This is a genomic window from Streptomyces sp. NPDC017979, assembly GCF_044328175.1.
GTDB lineage: Bacteria > Actinomycetota > Actinomycetes > Streptomycetales > Streptomycetaceae > Streptomyces.
In genome coordinates, this window is sequence record NZ_JBIRGU010000021.1 from 23,517 (window position 1) to 37,340 (window position 13,824).

A 13,824-nucleotide genomic window follows, 5' to 3' on the forward strand; every position below is an offset into this window, starting at 1 on the left:
TGCCCGCGGCGGGTGGCCTGCGCGACCCCTGTGCGGGCGCTACGACTACGGTCTGCGACCGTCGCCGGGGCCGCCGGGGCCTGCGTCGCCCGGGCCGTCGTCGCCGGGGATCCCCTGGTCCTCGGCGATGAGCCGCTCCAGCAGTTCCTGGAACTCCCGGCCGACCACGATCCGCATCGCCTCGCCGTCGCCTTCGTCGTCCCGGTCGCTGAGCTGGGTGAGGGTCCCGTCGCGCCACCAGTAGACGTACGGGCTGATCGCCCCGGGCGTGTCGGCGAACCCCGACGCGGCGAAGCCGGCGAGCGCGTTGAGCGCGGGGATCAGGCTCACGTCCCGGATGACGTGGAAGGCGAGCTGGTGCCGGAAGGGGAACGCGACCAACGCGCCTTCGGGCGGCAGGGTCTCCCCCGTCGCCTCCCGCACGACGCTCTCCAGCACCAGCACCCGGCTGGCGGTGTAGAAGGAGTCGCCGACGACGACCTCGAAGCGCACGCCGTCCTCGCCCTTGACGGTCTCGTGGCCCTCGATGGGCAGTCCACGGAGGTTGTACAGGGCCTGTTCGCGCAGGTAGCGCAGGTCCCCCAGCGGTGCGAGCGCCTCGTCGGTGAGCATCATGACGCTCTCCGGCAGATCGAGCGCGATGACCTCCCACAGTCCGGGGGCGAGGCCGCGGGCGTACTCGAAGCCGGCCGGGTCGAAGCCCTCGGCGCCGAGGACGCGGGGGTAGAGCTGGGCGCGGATCTGCTCGGTGGGGAGGGTGTCCAGGGCGGACGGGCCCTCCATGGTGCGCAGCACCATGCCGACGTGCTTGCGGACCAGCTCGGGCCAGGCGCGCGGGCCGCGGTCGTCGTTGTGCACCACGGCGGCGAGGTTGGCCAGACCGAACTGGCGGCCCGCGCTGTCGGCGACGACGTCCGCGTACACCGTCACTTCCAACCCCTGCTCGGCGAAGGCTTGCCGCACGTGGGAGCGGAAGCGGGCGCCCTCGTCCACGGAGAAGTAGGAGAACTCGGGGTCCCGGGGCGCGTCGCGTCCGTCGCGCTTCGGCCCTCGCCGGAAGAACCCCACGTCATCCGCCTTTCACTCGACTGCCGTGCCTTCCTTCGAGCGTACCCACCCTGATCGTCCGGCCAGGCAAAGCGCGGTTCAACTCAGGGCGCGCTGGGCCGTACGACGTGGTCGGCGCGGTGGCGGCCGGGGGCGACGAGCCGGGCGTTCGCCTCGTCGGACCGAGCCACCCAGCGTTCGGCCGCGGCGCGCTCCTTGCCGTGCGCGACGTGCCGCTCCACCAGCCGGCGCACCCGGACGTCCCGGTCCAGCTCCAGGTACCACACCTCGTCCAGCAGCGGCCGGACCCGGGCCCAGGGGCCGTCGTCGTGGAGCAGGTAGTTGCCCTCGGTGACGACCAGGGGGACGTCCGGCGGCACGGCGATGCTCCCGGCGACCGGTTCCTCCAGGTCCCGGTCGAAGGAGGGCGCGTACACGGTGACGCCGGGGGCGGGGGAGCGCAGCCGGGCGAGCAGTGCGAGGTACCCCTCGACGTCGAAGGTGTCGGGCGCGCCCTTGCGGTGGGCCCGCCCGAGCCGTTCGAGCTCCGCCTGCGCGAGGTGGAACCCGTCCATGGGGACGAGCACGGCGTCCCCGGCGAGCGCGTCGACGAGCTCCCCCGCGAGCGTGGACTTCCCGGCGCCGGGGGCCCCGGCGATCCCCAGGATCCGCCGACCCCCACCCGCGACGAGGTCGCCCGCGCGCCCCGCCAACTGCGACGACAACCTCATGCGCGCATTCTCCCACCCGCCCTGCCGACGCGACCCGCGTCCCGGGACGCACCTGCGGTTTCCCTACGGGGTGCGGAGGTCTCTGCGGCCCGGCGCCGGGCCGCTCGCGCAGACCCCCAGCGCCCCAAACCCCCTACCCCGCAGGTGACCGACAAGGGAGCAAATCAGGGGCGCGGGGAACTGCGCGACCAGCCACAGACGGCCCGCGCAGACCAATGCACCTGCAGGGATACGGCGGAGGTTCCTCGGGGCGCTGGGAGTCCCCCGTGCCCACACGGCACGGGGGGGGCGGAACTGCGCGAGCAGCCCGGCACCGGGCGCACAGACCTACGCGCCCCGCAGGGGAAACCGGGGCGCCGCAAAGGGCGGGGCGTTCAGGACTCCGTAGGGGTCAGTCGCAAGGACACGCTGTTGATGCAGTACCGCTGATCCGTCGGCGTCGGATACCCCTCGCCTTCGAAGACGTGCCCCAGATGCGACCCGCACCGCGCACACCGCACCTCCACCCGCACCATGCCGTGCGAGCTGTCCTCCAGGAGTTCGACCGCGTCGGAGTCCTTCGGGTCGTAGAAGGACGGCCAGCCGCAGTGCGAGGCGAACTTGGTGTCGGAGCGGAACAGCTCCGCACCGCACGCCCGACACTCGTAGACGCCCTCCGTCGTCGTGTCGGTGTACTCCCCGGTGAACGCGGGCTCCGTGCCCGCCTGCCGCAGGACCTGGTACTCGGCGGGGCTCAGCTCCGCGCGCCACTGCTCGTCCGGCTTCTCGATGTCGTACGCCATGAAAACCGCTTCCTCAGCTCGACAGACGGGCCAGGATGCGCGGACCGAGGTCCGTCACGTCACCCGCCCCCATGGTGAGAACGAGGTCACCGGGCTTCGCCATTCCCGCCACCACCTCCACGACCGCGGCCGCGTCGGCGGAGCGGACCGCGGTGACGTCCGCGCCCGCCGCGCGGGCCGCCTCGACGATCACGTCGCTGGTGACGCCGGGGATCGGGTCCTCGCGCGCCGGGTAGATGTCCATGACCACGGAGGCGTCGGCCGCGGCGAGCGCCTGGCCCATCTCCTTGCCGAGTTCCTGGGTGCGGGAGAAGAGGTGCGGCTGGAAGACGACGAGCAGCCGGGAGTCGGCCGCGGCGCCCCGCATGGCCTCCAGGTCGGCGGTCATCTCGGTGGGGTGGTGGGCGTAGGAGTCGATCACCTGGACGCCCGCCGCCTCGCCCTTGAGCTGGAGGCGGCGCTTCACTCCGGTGTACGCGCCGAGCGCGCGCGCCAGGTCGGCCGCGGGGACGCCGAGCGCCGCGCCGGCGGTGAGCGCGGCGACCGCGTTCAGGGCGTAGTGGCGGCCGGGCACGGAGACCGTGAAGGTCAGCTCGGCGCCGTCGAGCGAGACGGTGACTTCGCTGGTCAGGCCGTGCGGAACGATGCTCCGCACCTGGACGTCCGCCGTCGCGGACTCGCCGTACGTGGCGATCCGCAGGTCCGGGCGGTCCCCCAGCCGGGAGGTCAGCTCGACGGCGCCCTCCTGGTCGGCGGAGACGACGAGCGTGCCGCCGGGGGCGACCTTGCCGACGAAGGTTTCGAAGGACTCGTGGATCTCGTCCATCGAGGCGTAATTGGCGTGGTGGTCCAGCTCCACGTTGAGGACGATCGCGACCTCGGGGTCGTACTTGTGGAAGCTGCGGTCGCTCTCGTCGGCCTCGGCGACGAAGATCTCGCCGTCGCCGTGCCGGGCGTTGGTGCCGGGCCCCGCCAGGTCGCCGCCGATGGCGTACGAGGGGTCGAGGCCCAGCTCGCCGAGGGCCACGGCCAGCATGGACGTGGTGGTGGTCTTGCCGTGGGTGCCGGCCACCGCGATGGCGCTGCGCCCGGTCATCAGGGACGCCAGGGCGTCGGAGCGGTGGACGACCGGAACGGACAGCTCCGCCGCGCGCAGCAGCTCCGGGTTGTCCGCGCGGATGGCACTGGAGACGACGACGCAGCTCGCGTCGGACGCCAGGTGCCCGGCCGCGTGGCCGATGTGGACCGTGGCGCCCAGTTCCCGCAGGGCATCCGCCGTGGGCGACTCCTTGGCGTCGCTGCCCGCGACCCGGGCACCGCGTCGGGCGAGGATCTGCGCGATGCCGGACATCCCAGCGCCACCGATGCCGATGAAGTGCGGGCGTTCCATGGCCGTGGGGATGGCGGATGCCATGCGTATCTGCCTTTCTGGTGCAAGCCTCCGGCCGGTCGCTCGCCCGGCCGGAGACCACCCTATTCGCTGTGCGCGAAGAGCTTGAGCACCGGGACGCCGACCTTGTGGCGGGCCCGGGAGGCCCAGTCGCGGTGGAAGAACTCCTCCACGTAGTGCGGGGCGGTCAGCACGATCACCTCGTCGGCGTTGGACTCCTCGACGACCGACTTCAGCTTGTCGAGCGGGTGGCGCTCGATGACCTGGCCGACCGCCTCGGAGCCCGCCTCGCGCAGCGCGCGCACGGAGTGCTCCAGGGCGAGTTCGGCCGGGGCGAGCGCGTCCTCGCCCTCCGGCTCCTCGCCCTCGTGGACGGCGTCCTTCAGCTCGCCGAGCGCCACGTCGTCGATGGCGCGCAGCAACGCGTCCGCCTGGTCGCCGCGGGGCTGCAACAGCACGACGAAGGAGACGCCCTCGTCCCCGTGGAGGGTCGTCACGAAGTCCACGTCGTCAGGGGTTAGAGGCTTCTCGATCATCAGTACGGTTGTGAACACGTTCAGGAGCCCTTCTGCGGAAACCATCCTTCCCCGTGCCCGCACGGGGTCTGCAGGAGTAAGTGTGCCCGCCCGAAGCTAACCGGAACGAGAAATTCCGCTGATTGTCAGATGCGGTGGTAACGGTGGTATCGGGTGAAAAGGAAGCCGCCCTCCTCCAGGACGGACGCCAGTGCGAACCGCTCCGGAACGGCGACCTCCGGACCGCCCGCGATCCGCTGCGCGCCGCCCGCCGTGAGCAGCGGCGCCACGGTCAGACACAGTTCGTCCAGCACTCCGGACGCCACGAACTGCCCCAGCAGCCTGGGCCCGCCCTCGGTGAGCTGTCGGGTCATCCCGCGCTCCGCCAGCGCCCGCACGGCGCGCACCGGATCCACCCCGGCGCCCTCCCCCGCGACCACGACCTCGACGCCCTCCTTCTGCGCCGCGCGCAACCGCTCGGCGGGCGCTGCGGCGCCCGTGAGCACCAGGGTGGGCACCAGGGCGTCGGTGAAAAGCGGAGCCTCGAAGTCCAGGTCGAGCGAGGCGCTGACCACCGCGATCGCCGGGGCGGGCCGCTGACCGGCCGCCGCGCGGCGCGCCGCGAAGGCTTCCCGGGCCCGGGCCGGCCGGTACCCCTCCCGGCGTACCGTTTCCGCGCCGGCGATCACCACGTCGCTCAGCGCCCGCAGCACCCCGAAGATCCGCATGTCCGACGCGCTCGACAACGGCTGCGACGCGCCTTCGTGCTGTGCGGCCCCGTCGAGCGAGGACACCATGTTGGCCCGCAGCCACACGGCGGCGCCGGCACCCACGGAGGATGCCTCCGGATAGGCGTAAGCATCCGCCAGCTCGTCCAGCGACCACTCGCGGTCGTCGGGCCCGAGGGTCGGTGCTGTCGAATCGGTCACAGGGAACAGGCGTCGCATGACGTGCAGTCTTACACGGCGTTTACAGTGGTGAACTGTGTCGTCACCTGTCACTAGTCCCATAGCCCACGGTTCGCCGCAGTCGCTGTGCGAGCGTGCGCCGCACGTCCCCGCCGACCGGCTGGTGGCCGAGTTGAAACCGCCGCCGCGCTTCGACGCCGTGCGCTTCGACACCTACCTCCCGGACCCGGCGCAGCCCAGTCAGCGCGAGGCCGTCTCCGTGCTGTCCTCCTTCGCGGCGGGGCTGGGCGGGGCCCACGCCAGCGGTGCGGGCAAGCGCCGCTGGTTCGCCCGCAAGCCCGCCGCCCCCGCCGGGCCGCGCGGCGTGTACCTGGACGGCGGGTACGGGGTCGGCAAGACGCACCTGCTGGCGTCCCTGTGGCACGCCACCCCCGCCGAGCCGGCGCTCAAGGCGTTCGGCACCTTCGTCGAGCTGACGAACCTGGTCGGCGCGCTGGGCTTCCAGGAGACCGTGCGCACCCTCGGCGGCCACCGGCTGCTGTGCATCGACGAGTTCGAGTTGGACGACCCGGGCGACACCGTCCTGGTGTCGTCGCTGCTGGCGAAGCTGGTCGAGTCGGGCGTGGCCCTGGCCGCCACCTCGAACACCCTGCCGGGCAAGCTCGGCGAGGGCCGGTTCGCCGCCGCCGACTTCCTGCGCGAGATCCAGGGCCTGTCCGCGCACTTCCGCCCGCTGCGCATCGACGGCGAGGACTACCGGCACCGCGGGCTGCCCGAGGCCCCGGCGCCGTACGCCGACGACGTCGTGACGAAGGCCGCGTACGCCACCCCGGGCGCTTCGCTGGACGACTTCCCCGCCCTGTTGGAGCACTTGGCGAAGGTGCACCCCAGTCGGTACGGGGCGCTCACGGACGGGATCACCGCGGTGTGCCTGACGGGCGTCGGTCCGGTTCCGGACCAGTCGACGGCGTTGCGCCTGGTGGTGCTCGCGGACCGGCTGTACGACCGGGAGGTCCCCGTACTGGCCGCCGGGCTCCCCTTCGACCGGTTGTTCGGCGAGGAGATGCTGCGGGGCGGCTACCGGAAGAAGTACTTCCGGGCGATCTCGCGCCTCACCGCGCTGGCGCGCGACGCCAAGTCCTTGCTGTAGCCACCGGCGTGGCGGCGCGTTTCCCGCACACGGCGCGCGACCAGTAGGTTCGGGGAGCGTAACCACCGTTCTTGAGAAGGGATCCACACCATGGCCACCACTCGCACGGCGCACACGGTCTGGCAGGGCGAGCTGCTCACCGGGTCCGGCGAAGTCACCTTCGACTCCTCCGGCATCGGCACGCAGCCGGTCTCCTGGCCGTCCCGCGCCGAGCAGGCCAATGGCAAGACCAGCCCGGAGGAGCTCATCGCGGCGGCGCACTCCAGCTGCTTCTCGATGGCGCTCTCGCACGGCCTGACCGGCGCCGGCACCCCGCCCACCCGGCTGGAGACCAAGGCCGACGTCACCTTCCAGCCCGGCGAGGGCATCACCGGCATCCACCTGTCGGTGCGCGGCGAGGTGCCCGGCATCGACGAGGCGGCCTTCGTCGCGGCGGCCGAGGGCGCCAAGAAGAACTGCCCGGTGAGCCAGGCGCTGACCGGCACCACGATCACGCTCTCCGCCGAACTGGCCTGACGTTCCGTCCCGGGCCTTTGGCCAGGGAAACGTAGAGTTTCAGACGACACAAGAACATCGGTGACCCGCACGGTTCACGCACCCACCAGGTGCGTGCTACACACGTGCGGGTCACTTCTTTCTCCTGACCCCCGCGCCACCTCACCGCCCCCAACTTCCCCACCTCCCCGCGCCTGTTCACCGTCCCGCGAGGCACACCGGCCGCACCGGTCCCCGCCGCGGGACGTCTGACCGTCCGTCTGTTCTCTGTCCGCCAACAGGGAGTTGCCTCATGTCCGAAAGCACAAGACGCCAGGTCCTCGCCCGCACCGGCGTGCTCGGCGCCTCCATCGCCTTCGCCGGCACCGTCTCCGAACTCTTCGCAGGCACCGCCGCCGCCCACGGCCGCCGCGGATACGGCCCGCTCGTCCCCGATCCCGCGGGGCTGCTCGACCTCCCCGCCGGCTTCCGCTACCGGGTCCTGTCCCGCGAGGGCGAGCCGCTGCGCTCCGGCGAGGGCGCGGTCCCCGGCTGTCACGACGGCATGGCGGCCCTCGCCGGCCGCCGCGGCCGGGTCCACCTCGTCCGCAACCACGAGAACGACCACGCCGACCCGCTCGCCGTGCCCACCGTCGCCGGCCTGACGTACGACCCGGCGGCCCGCGGCGGCTGTACGGTCCTGGAACTCGACAGCCGGGGCAACGTGCGCTCGGAGCGGGTCGCGATCGCCGGTACGGCGGTGAACTGCGCCGGCGGCCCCACGCCCTGGAACACCTGGCTGACCTGCGAGGAGAACGAGAACAAGGCCGGCACCAACGGCTACACCAAGGACCACGGGTTCATCTTCGAGGTCGACGGCGCCGACCCGCACCGCTCCGGGGCCGTACCGCTGACCGCGATGGGCCGCTTCGCCCACGAGGCGGTCGCCGTCGACCCGAAGACCGGGGTCGTGTACGAGACGGAGGACGCCCGCAACCCCTTCGGCCTCTTCTACCGCTTCCTGCCGAACCGGCCCCTCGGCGGCCACGGGTCCCTGCGGGCCGGCGGCGCGCTGGAGGCCATGCGGGTGCCCGGCGTGCCCGACCTCGCGGCGGTCGCCGAGCCGGGCGCGGCGTTCGACGGCGTGGAGTGGGTCCCGGTCCCGGACAGCCAGGCCGTCCAGACCTCCGTCCGCAAGCAGGACTTCGGCCCCAAGGGCATCACGCGCGCCCAGAAGCTGGAGGGCGCCTGGTGGGGCGGGCGTTCGGTGTACTTCGTCTCCAGCTACGCCCGCAGCAGCCAGGGCTCCGCCGGCGACCACTTCGGACAGGTGTGGAAGTACGAGCCGGCCCGCCGTCGGCTGACCCTCGTGGTGGTCTTCGGCCCGAGCACGGACATCCAACTGCCGGGCGAGTCCCCCGACAACATCTGCCTCGCGCCCGGCGGGAACCTGATGGTGTGCGAGGACGGCGACGGCGCGCAGCACGTGTACGGGCTCTCCCGGAAGGGCGAGTTGTACGAGATGGCCCGCAACCGCCAGAACATCGGCACCCCCGAGGCCCCGGAGTGGGGCGAGTTCGCGGGGGCGGTGTTCTCGCCGGACGGGGAGACGATGTACGTCAACTGCTACCGGCCCGGCACGACCTTCGCGATCACCGGCCCCTGGCAGGACTGAGCGGAACGGGAAAGACGTCGGGCGGGCCGGAGTCCGGCCCGCCCGACGTCCCGTGGGGGTCGGAGCGCTCGCGAGGCGCTCCGCTCCTTGATACGCAGGGGGCGGCGGGGGCGTTCAACGTCCGCTGCCCCGTTTTCGCCGTTCCGCCTCCGCACCCTTCACTACGACGGCAGGGCCGTGCCGCAGCGGCTGCAGTACGCCGCGGTGGCGTCGTCCGACGGGCGGTCGCAACCGGGGCAGATCCGGTGCAGCAGGCACGCCCCCTCACCGCCCTCGTCCACCGCTTCGACCGGCGCGGCGCGGCCCGTGCCGCGGACGGCGAGGCCGGGGCGGCGGCGGTGCGCGGTGACGTAGACGAGTCCCTCGTCCCCCGCGGTCACGGCGCGGGGCGTGCCGTGCGGGAGCCAGGCCACGCAGCCGGGCTCCAGCAGTTGCCGGCCCGCGGCGCTCTCCAACTCGCCGCCGCCGCCGATGACGCACAGCAGGACGTCCAGGTCCGGTTCGACGTGGGCGTCGATGCGCGTCCCGGGGCGCACCCGGACGACGTTCGCGTCCAACTGTCGCCCCGCGGCGGCGAGCCGCCACAGCGCGCCGCCGCGGTCGTCGGGCACGGCCCGGACGTCTACCGGGCCGGTCAGTACTCCCGCCGCCGGCAACTGGTCCATCGTCTTCCTCCTCGACGCGGCCTCCGCCCCGGGTTCCCGTCCCGGGGTCTGACCCGCTCGGGTGGACAGCCTGGCCGGGTTCCCGACACCCACGCAACACACCCACCGAACGGTGAGATCATCACATATTTTCCGTTATGTGATGATCAACGTACGCATGCTCACGGCTGCGGTCGCGCTGGGCGCCTTGGGTTCCGTTCTCGTCGGCTGCGGCGGTGACGGCGCGGAACGCTCGCCCGTCGGAGCCCCGACGAGCCCCGGCGCCGGGGCGGAGGCGGCGCCGCCGCCGAACCTCGCGCCCGGCCGCGGTGGGGTGACCCCCGTCTTCGAACGCTCGGCGGTCCCGCCGGACCGGGCCCGCAAGACGGTCGCCCTCACCTTCGACGCCGACATGACGGCGGACCAGGGCCCGCGGGCGGCGGCGGGCGAACGCTTCGACAACCCCGGGCTGATCGACGCGCTGCGCACCCTGAAGGTCCCCTCGACGATCTTCATGACCGGCCGCTGGGCGGAGGAGTACCCCGACCAGGCCAGGTCGATCGGCACCGACCCGCTCTTCGAGATCGCCAACCACTCGTACAGCCACCACGCCTTCAAGACCCCCTGCTACGGCCTGCCGACGGTCGCGCGACAGGACATGGCGTCCGACGTGGACCGCGCCTTCGCGGCGTTCCGTAAGGCGGGTGCGCGCAACGTCGTGCCGTACTTCCGCTTTCCGGGCGGCTGCTACGACGACGCGGCGCTGCGGGCGATCGCGCCGGGGAAGGTGACGGCGGTGCAGTGGGACGTCGTCAGCGGCGACGCGTTCGCGCAGGACGCGACGAAGGTGGCGGAGCAGGTCCTCACCCAGGTGAAGCCGGGTTCGGTGGTGGTGCTCCACTGCACGCGCAGTGCGGCCCCGGTGACGGAGCGGGCGATCCGTGAAATCGTCCCCGCGCTGCGTGCCCGCGGCTACGACTTCGTGAAGGTCTCCACCATGATGCGCCCCGCGCCCTGACCCCTGCGGCGCGGGTTCCTCGCCCCTCGCGACGTGCCCGCCGTAGCCCCGCGGACGCGGTGGTCCCTGCGGCTCGGTGGGGCGGGTTCGCGCAGTTCCTCCCCCTCGGCCCCAGGGGGGCTTGGGGGACCCCCAGCGCCCTTGTTTCGCTCAGCCCGTCGGTCACCTGCGGGCCGTGTGCGGGTTTGCCCCATCGCCCATTCGGCATGGGCTCATGGCCGGTGCAACCCGTCTGCCACGTGCGGCGTCGGGGAGGGCAACCCAGGGGCGCTGGGGGTCCCCCCCAGGCCCCAGGGGGCCGAGGGGGAGGAACTGCGCGACAAGCCACGGACAAGCCGCAGAGACCAATGCACCCGCAGGGCAACGGCGGGGACGTCACAGGCGCGAAGGGCTAGCGCGCGGTCGCGCGGGTGAGGCGGGCCGTCAGGGCGAATGCGGCGCACGCCACGGCCAGCGCCGCGGCCAGCGGCAACAGCGGGAGGGGCGAACTCGTGCCGCCCGCTCCGTCGACCATGTCGAACACCGCACGGTTCGCCGGCGAGTACGGCACCACCAGCGCCAACAGCGACAGCAGCGCCGTCGCCGCCCACGACCAGCCCGCCCGCCGCAGCACCGGCCGCGTGCACACCGCGCCGATCGCCGCGCCCGTCAGAACGCACGCCGCCGCGGCGAGCAGCCCCGCGGCACCCGCCTCCGCCAGCGGGACGGCGGGCCCGCGCGGCGGATCGGCGGCCTTGCCGAGGAGGACCGCGCCGGTCCCGAGCACCCCCAGCGCCCCCGCGCAGACCGTCGCCGCCAGCAGCGCCGCGGCGTGCGCGCGGACCGGCCCGCTCGCCGCGGCCACGACGTCGCGCGCCGCCGCCGGCTCCTGGTTGGCGCAGAGCCGGACCAGCCACGCGGTGACGGGCAACAGCCCCGCCGCTGCGTACCCCAGGGACTCCAGCGGACGGCCGGACAGCGCGCCGTCCGCGATCAGGAGGGCGTAGAGCACGAGCGGCGCCAGCCAGCGCTGGGAGCGCAGGAGCAGCGCGGTCTGGTAGCCGAGCAGCGCGATCACCGGTCGCCCCCTTCCGACGGCGCGACGGGCTCGACGGCCCGGATGTGCCAGGGCGGGCCGGCCCCCAGCAATGCGCGCAGCACGTCGTCGCCGTGTACGGCGGGCACGGTCAGCACGGTGGCGCCGTCCGGCCCCGGCTCGCGGCGGGGCTTGCCGGGCAGGAGCTGCGGCAGGGGGCCGCCCGCCCCGGACGCCACGATCCGCACCCAGCCCCCGGGGTCCGCCGCGGGCACCTGCCGGGCGGGCGTGGCGGGCCGGGCCACGAGGGTGCCGTCGGTCAGCTCGTACACCGCGTCCGCGCGCCCCGCGAGCCGCTGCGGATCGTGGTCGACGAAGACCACGGCCCCGCCGTCGGCGGTCCGCTCGGCCACGGCTCGGTCGAACTCCGTACGGGCGCCGGTGTCGAGCCCGGTCCACGCCTCGTCGAGGACGAGCAGCGCCGGCCCGGCGAGCAGGGCCTGGGCGACGGCGACCTTCTGGCTGGTGCCCTTGGAGAGTTCGGCGAGCGGCGTACGGGCGTGTTCGGCCGCGCCGAGCCGGTCGAGCCAGTCCGTGGCGCGCCGACGGGCCGCCGCCCGGCTCAGACCGTGCACGCGGCCCAGGTGCGTCAGGTAGTCGAGCGCGGTGAAGGGGAGGGCGGCCGGGAAGCGCTCCGGTACGTACGCGGTGCGCGGCCGGCCCTTGACCCGGCCCTCGGTGGGCGCGTCGATCCCGGCGATCAGCCGCAGCAGGGTCGACTTCCCGGTGCCGTTCGTGCCGACGACCCGGGTCAGCGTGGCCGCGGGCAGCGCGAGGTCGACCCCGCGCAGCACCCACGGCCCACGGACGCCGTAGCGGCGCCCCACGCCTTCTAACATCAGCTGCTCGACTTGGCGGGGACCACTTCGCTGGGGCGGACGATGACGAAGCCCTCCCCCGAGAGCACGAGCTGGATCGCTTCGCCGGAGCCGCCGCGGATCATCGAGCCGACGGACTGGGAGCGGTGCAGCGAGGTCTGGAGGCTGGCGCTCCAGCCGACGACCGCGTCCGTGTCGACGTACACGGGCTGCTGGGCGGAGACCGGTATCACGATCGGGGTGCCCTCGCACATGACGGCGAGCTTGCCGTATCCGGAGAAGACGCTGTTGAAGAGCCCGCCGCCGGTCACGCCGGCGCCCTTGACCGTCTTGATCTCGTAGGAGAGCGTCGGGTCGAAGCAGAGCACGTTGCGGCCGTTGATGGTCAGCGCGTCGCCCTGCTCGACCTCCACGATGAAGCAGTTCGCGGCCTCGTGGGCGAACCACGCCTCGCCCTGCCCGCTCACCGTCATCAGCGCCAGTCCCTCGCCGGTGACGGCGCGCTTCAGCATGCCGCCCAGGCCCTGGCCCTTGCGCTCGAACTGGAGGTTGCCGCGGTAGGCGACCATCGAGCCCTGCCGGGCGTACATCTCACCGTTGACGACGTACTTGATGGACTTGGCGTTCTGCTGGACCATGCCCGGTGCGGACGCCGGCTGGGCCATGTTCTCGGAGGCGAAGAGGTCGCTTTTCATGGAGTGCATCCTCACCCGAACGGCGCTGTTTGACCAAAGAATCACCCTTCCCGGCCGGCTGGCAGACTGGGCGGGGTGAGCAGCGAACCCCTCAGCGCCGAGCCTCTGAGCCCCGAGAACACCGAGAACGCCGAGAACGCCGGGAGCACCGACACGTCCGACCGCGACGCGGCGCCGCAGTTCGTGCTGCCGATGGTCGCCCGGATCGAGAAGTCCGCTCCCCCGGCCCGTACGGACGCCCTGGAGACGGCCGCCCGCGCGGTGTTGACGATCCTGGCCGACGAGCGGTCCCTCGGCGACGGCGAATGGGCGCGGGCGGTGCGGGACTGGCAGGACGCACGGATCCGCAAGGTGGTCCGTCGGGCCCGCGGCGCCGAGTGGCGGCGGGCCTCGGCGCTGCCGGGCATCACGGTCCGCGGCGCGGCGGCGGAGGTGCGGGTCTATCCGCCCGTACCGCTCGACGGCTGGCCGAAGGACCTGGCGCGGCTCCAGGTCTCCGGGACCGACCTCACGGACCCCGCGGCGCCGGCCGCGCCCGCCCCCGGGTCGCCGGTGCTGTGGCTGAGCCCCGGGCTCGACATGTCGGCGGGCAAGGCCATGGCGCAGTCCGGGCACGGCGCCCAGCTCGCCTGGTGGGAGCTGACCGGTGCGGAGCGCACGGACTGGGCCGAGGCGGGGTTCGCCCTCGCGGTGCGCACCGCGGAGCCCGGGCAGTGGGACGCGCTCGTCGCGAGCGGGCTCCCGGTCGTGCGGGACGCCGGTTTCACGGAGATCGCCGCCGGGTCGTGCACGGTCGTCGCCGACCATCCGGCGCTGCGGGCGAGGCTCGCTCCCCGCTGACCCCCGGGCCGTCGCGTCCGTTGAACGCCGGCCGGCCCGTTTGCGTACCTCTCCCTGCCGTC

15 protein-coding genes are annotated in these 13,824 nt (G+C 73.4%); 5 read left to right on the forward strand and 10 right to left on the reverse strand.

Going from position 1 to position 13,824, the window contains the following annotated elements; genetic code table 11:
- Window positions 1-45: 45 nt before the first annotated feature.
- The 6 genes from ACH4E8_RS33705 to ACH4E8_RS33730 all read right to left on the reverse strand — a co-directional run bounded on the left by ACH4E8_RS33705 (window position 46) and on the right by ACH4E8_RS33730 (window position 5,412).
- The gene (locus tag ACH4E8_RS33705) at window positions 46-1,068 is read right to left on the reverse strand and encodes a hypothetical protein (RefSeq protein WP_398455398.1); all 1,023 of its coding nucleotides are present in this window, start codon (window positions 1,066-1,068) and stop codon (window positions 46-48) included.
- Window positions 1,069-1,151: 83 nt separating this feature from the next.
- Complete coding sequence (locus ACH4E8_RS33710) at window positions 1,152-1,778, reverse strand: nucleoside/nucleotide kinase family protein (RefSeq protein WP_398455400.1); 627 nt, start codon at window positions 1,776-1,778, stop codon at window positions 1,152-1,154.
- Window positions 1,779-2,152: 374 nt separating this feature from the next.
- Window positions 2,153-2,560 carry a peptide-methionine (R)-S-oxide reductase MsrB gene (gene msrB / locus ACH4E8_RS33715; RefSeq protein ID WP_398455402.1) on the reverse strand — a complete coding sequence of 136 codons (408 nt, stop codon included), beginning with the start codon at window positions 2,558-2,560 and terminating at the stop codon, window positions 2,153-2,155.
- A 13-nt stretch (window positions 2,561-2,573) separates the two neighbouring features.
- Window positions 2,574-3,974: a UDP-N-acetylmuramate--L-alanine ligase gene (gene murC, locus ACH4E8_RS33720; RefSeq protein WP_398455404.1), complete on the reverse strand. Its 1,401-nt coding sequence runs from the start codon at window positions 3,972-3,974 to the stop codon at window positions 2,574-2,576.
- Window positions 3,975-4,033: 59 nt separating this feature from the next.
- Window positions 4,034-4,486 carry an indole-3-glycerol phosphate synthase gene (locus ACH4E8_RS33725; protein WP_398455470.1) on the reverse strand — a complete coding sequence of 151 codons (453 nt, stop codon included), beginning with the start codon at window positions 4,484-4,486 and terminating at the stop codon, window positions 4,034-4,036.
- Window positions 4,487-4,611: 125 nt separating this feature from the next.
- Window positions 4,612-5,412 (reverse strand): pyrimidine reductase family protein, encoded by an 801-nt coding sequence (locus tag ACH4E8_RS33730; protein ID WP_398455406.1) that lies wholly within the window; start codon window positions 5,410-5,412, stop codon window positions 4,612-4,614.
- Between the two features lie 37 nt (window positions 5,413-5,449).
- Here ACH4E8_RS33730 and zapE point away from each other — a divergent pair, with 37 nt between their 5' ends.
- The 3 genes from zapE to ACH4E8_RS33745 all read left to right on the forward strand — a co-directional run bounded on the left by zapE (window position 5,450) and on the right by ACH4E8_RS33745 (window position 8,672).
- Window positions 5,450-6,523, forward strand: coding sequence for a cell division protein ZapE (gene zapE, locus ACH4E8_RS33735; protein WP_398455408.1), 1,074 nt, complete (start codon window positions 5,450-5,452; stop codon window positions 6,521-6,523).
- A 90-nt stretch (window positions 6,524-6,613) separates the two neighbouring features.
- Entirely contained in the window at window positions 6,614-7,039 is a 426-nt protein-coding gene (locus ACH4E8_RS33740; protein ID WP_398455410.1) for an OsmC family protein, read from the forward strand.
- Window positions 7,040-7,310: 271 nt separating this feature from the next.
- On the forward strand, window positions 7,311-8,672 hold the full coding sequence (locus tag ACH4E8_RS33745; protein WP_398455412.1) for an alkaline phosphatase PhoX: 1,362 nt from the start codon (window positions 7,311-7,313) through the stop codon (window positions 8,670-8,672).
- Window positions 8,673-8,833: 161 nt separating this feature from the next.
- Here ACH4E8_RS33745 and ACH4E8_RS33750 read toward each other — a convergent pair whose 3' ends face one another.
- Window positions 8,834-9,337 (reverse strand): cupin domain-containing protein, encoded by a 504-nt coding sequence (locus ACH4E8_RS33750; RefSeq protein WP_398455414.1) that lies wholly within the window; start codon window positions 9,335-9,337, stop codon window positions 8,834-8,836.
- Between the two features lie 142 nt (window positions 9,338-9,479).
- On the opposite strand from ACH4E8_RS33750, the gene ACH4E8_RS33755 reads away from it, so the two are divergent.
- Complete coding sequence (locus ACH4E8_RS33755) at window positions 9,480-10,334, forward strand: polysaccharide deacetylase family protein (protein WP_398455415.1); 855 nt, start codon at window positions 9,480-9,482, stop codon at window positions 10,332-10,334.
- Window positions 10,335-10,725: 391 nt separating this feature from the next.
- On the opposite strand, the gene ACH4E8_RS33760 is transcribed toward ACH4E8_RS33755, so the two are convergent.
- The 3 genes from ACH4E8_RS33760 to ACH4E8_RS33770 are packed head-to-tail and all read right to left on the reverse strand — an operon-like array spanning window position 10,726 to window position 12,922.
- Entirely contained in the window at window positions 10,726-11,391 is a 666-nt protein-coding gene (locus ACH4E8_RS33760) for an ABC transporter (RefSeq protein WP_398455417.1), read from the reverse strand.
- Entirely contained in the window at window positions 11,388-12,248 is an 861-nt protein-coding gene (locus ACH4E8_RS33765) for an ATP-binding cassette domain-containing protein (protein ID WP_398455419.1), read from the reverse strand. Before ACH4E8_RS33765 ends, ACH4E8_RS33760 begins: the two co-directional genes overlap by 4 nt.
- The gene (locus ACH4E8_RS33770; RefSeq protein ID WP_398455420.1) at window positions 12,248-12,922 is read right to left on the reverse strand and encodes an AIM24 family protein; all 675 of its coding nucleotides are present in this window, start codon (window positions 12,920-12,922) and stop codon (window positions 12,248-12,250) included. The genes ACH4E8_RS33765 and ACH4E8_RS33770 overlap by 1 nt, the downstream gene beginning before the upstream one ends.
- Before the next feature lie 105 nt (window positions 12,923-13,027).
- On the opposite strand from ACH4E8_RS33770, the gene ACH4E8_RS33775 reads away from it, so the two are divergent.
- Window positions 13,028-13,762 (forward strand): peptidyl-tRNA hydrolase, encoded by a 735-nt coding sequence (locus tag ACH4E8_RS33775; RefSeq protein WP_398455471.1) that lies wholly within the window; start codon window positions 13,028-13,030, stop codon window positions 13,760-13,762.
- Window positions 13,763-13,824: the final 62 nt, after the last annotated feature.

Excerpts from the sequence above, each read along its gene's own strand:
- murC (WP_398455404.1), bottom strand. The coding sequence starts at position 3,974 with ATGGCATCCGCCATCCCCACGGCCATGGAACGCCCGCACTTCATCGGC.
- ACH4E8_RS33745 (WP_398455412.1), top strand. The coding sequence starts at position 7,311 with ATGTCCGAAAGCACAAGACGCCAGGTCCTCGCCCGCACCGGCGTGCTC.
- ACH4E8_RS33730 (WP_398455406.1), bottom strand. The coding sequence starts at position 5,412 with ATGCGACGCCTGTTCCCTGTGACCGATTCGACAGCACCGACCCTCGGG.
- ACH4E8_RS33710 (WP_398455400.1), bottom strand. The coding sequence starts at position 1,778 with ATGAGGTTGTCGTCGCAGTTGGCGGGGCGCGCGGGCGACCTCGTCGCG.
- ACH4E8_RS33755 (WP_398455415.1), top strand. The coding sequence starts at position 9,480 with ATGATCAACGTACGCATGCTCACGGCTGCGGTCGCGCTGGGCGCCTTG.
- ACH4E8_RS33740 (WP_398455410.1), top strand. The coding sequence starts at position 6,614 with ATGGCCACCACTCGCACGGCGCACACGGTCTGGCAGGGCGAGCTGCTC.
- ACH4E8_RS33725 (WP_398455470.1), bottom strand. The coding sequence starts at position 4,486 with ATGATCGAGAAGCCTCTAACCCCTGACGACGTGGACTTCGTGACGACC.
- ACH4E8_RS33770 (WP_398455420.1), bottom strand. The coding sequence starts at position 12,922 with ATGAAAAGCGACCTCTTCGCCTCCGAGAACATGGCCCAGCCGGCGTCC.
- ACH4E8_RS33750 (WP_398455414.1), bottom strand. The coding sequence starts at position 9,337 with ATGGACCAGTTGCCGGCGGCGGGAGTACTGACCGGCCCGGTAGACGTC.
- msrB (WP_398455402.1), bottom strand. The coding sequence starts at position 2,560 with ATGGCGTACGACATCGAGAAGCCGGACGAGCAGTGGCGCGCGGAGCTG.
- ACH4E8_RS33765 (WP_398455419.1), bottom strand. The coding sequence starts at position 12,248 with ATGTTAGAAGGCGTGGGGCGCCGCTACGGCGTCCGTGGGCCGTGGGTG.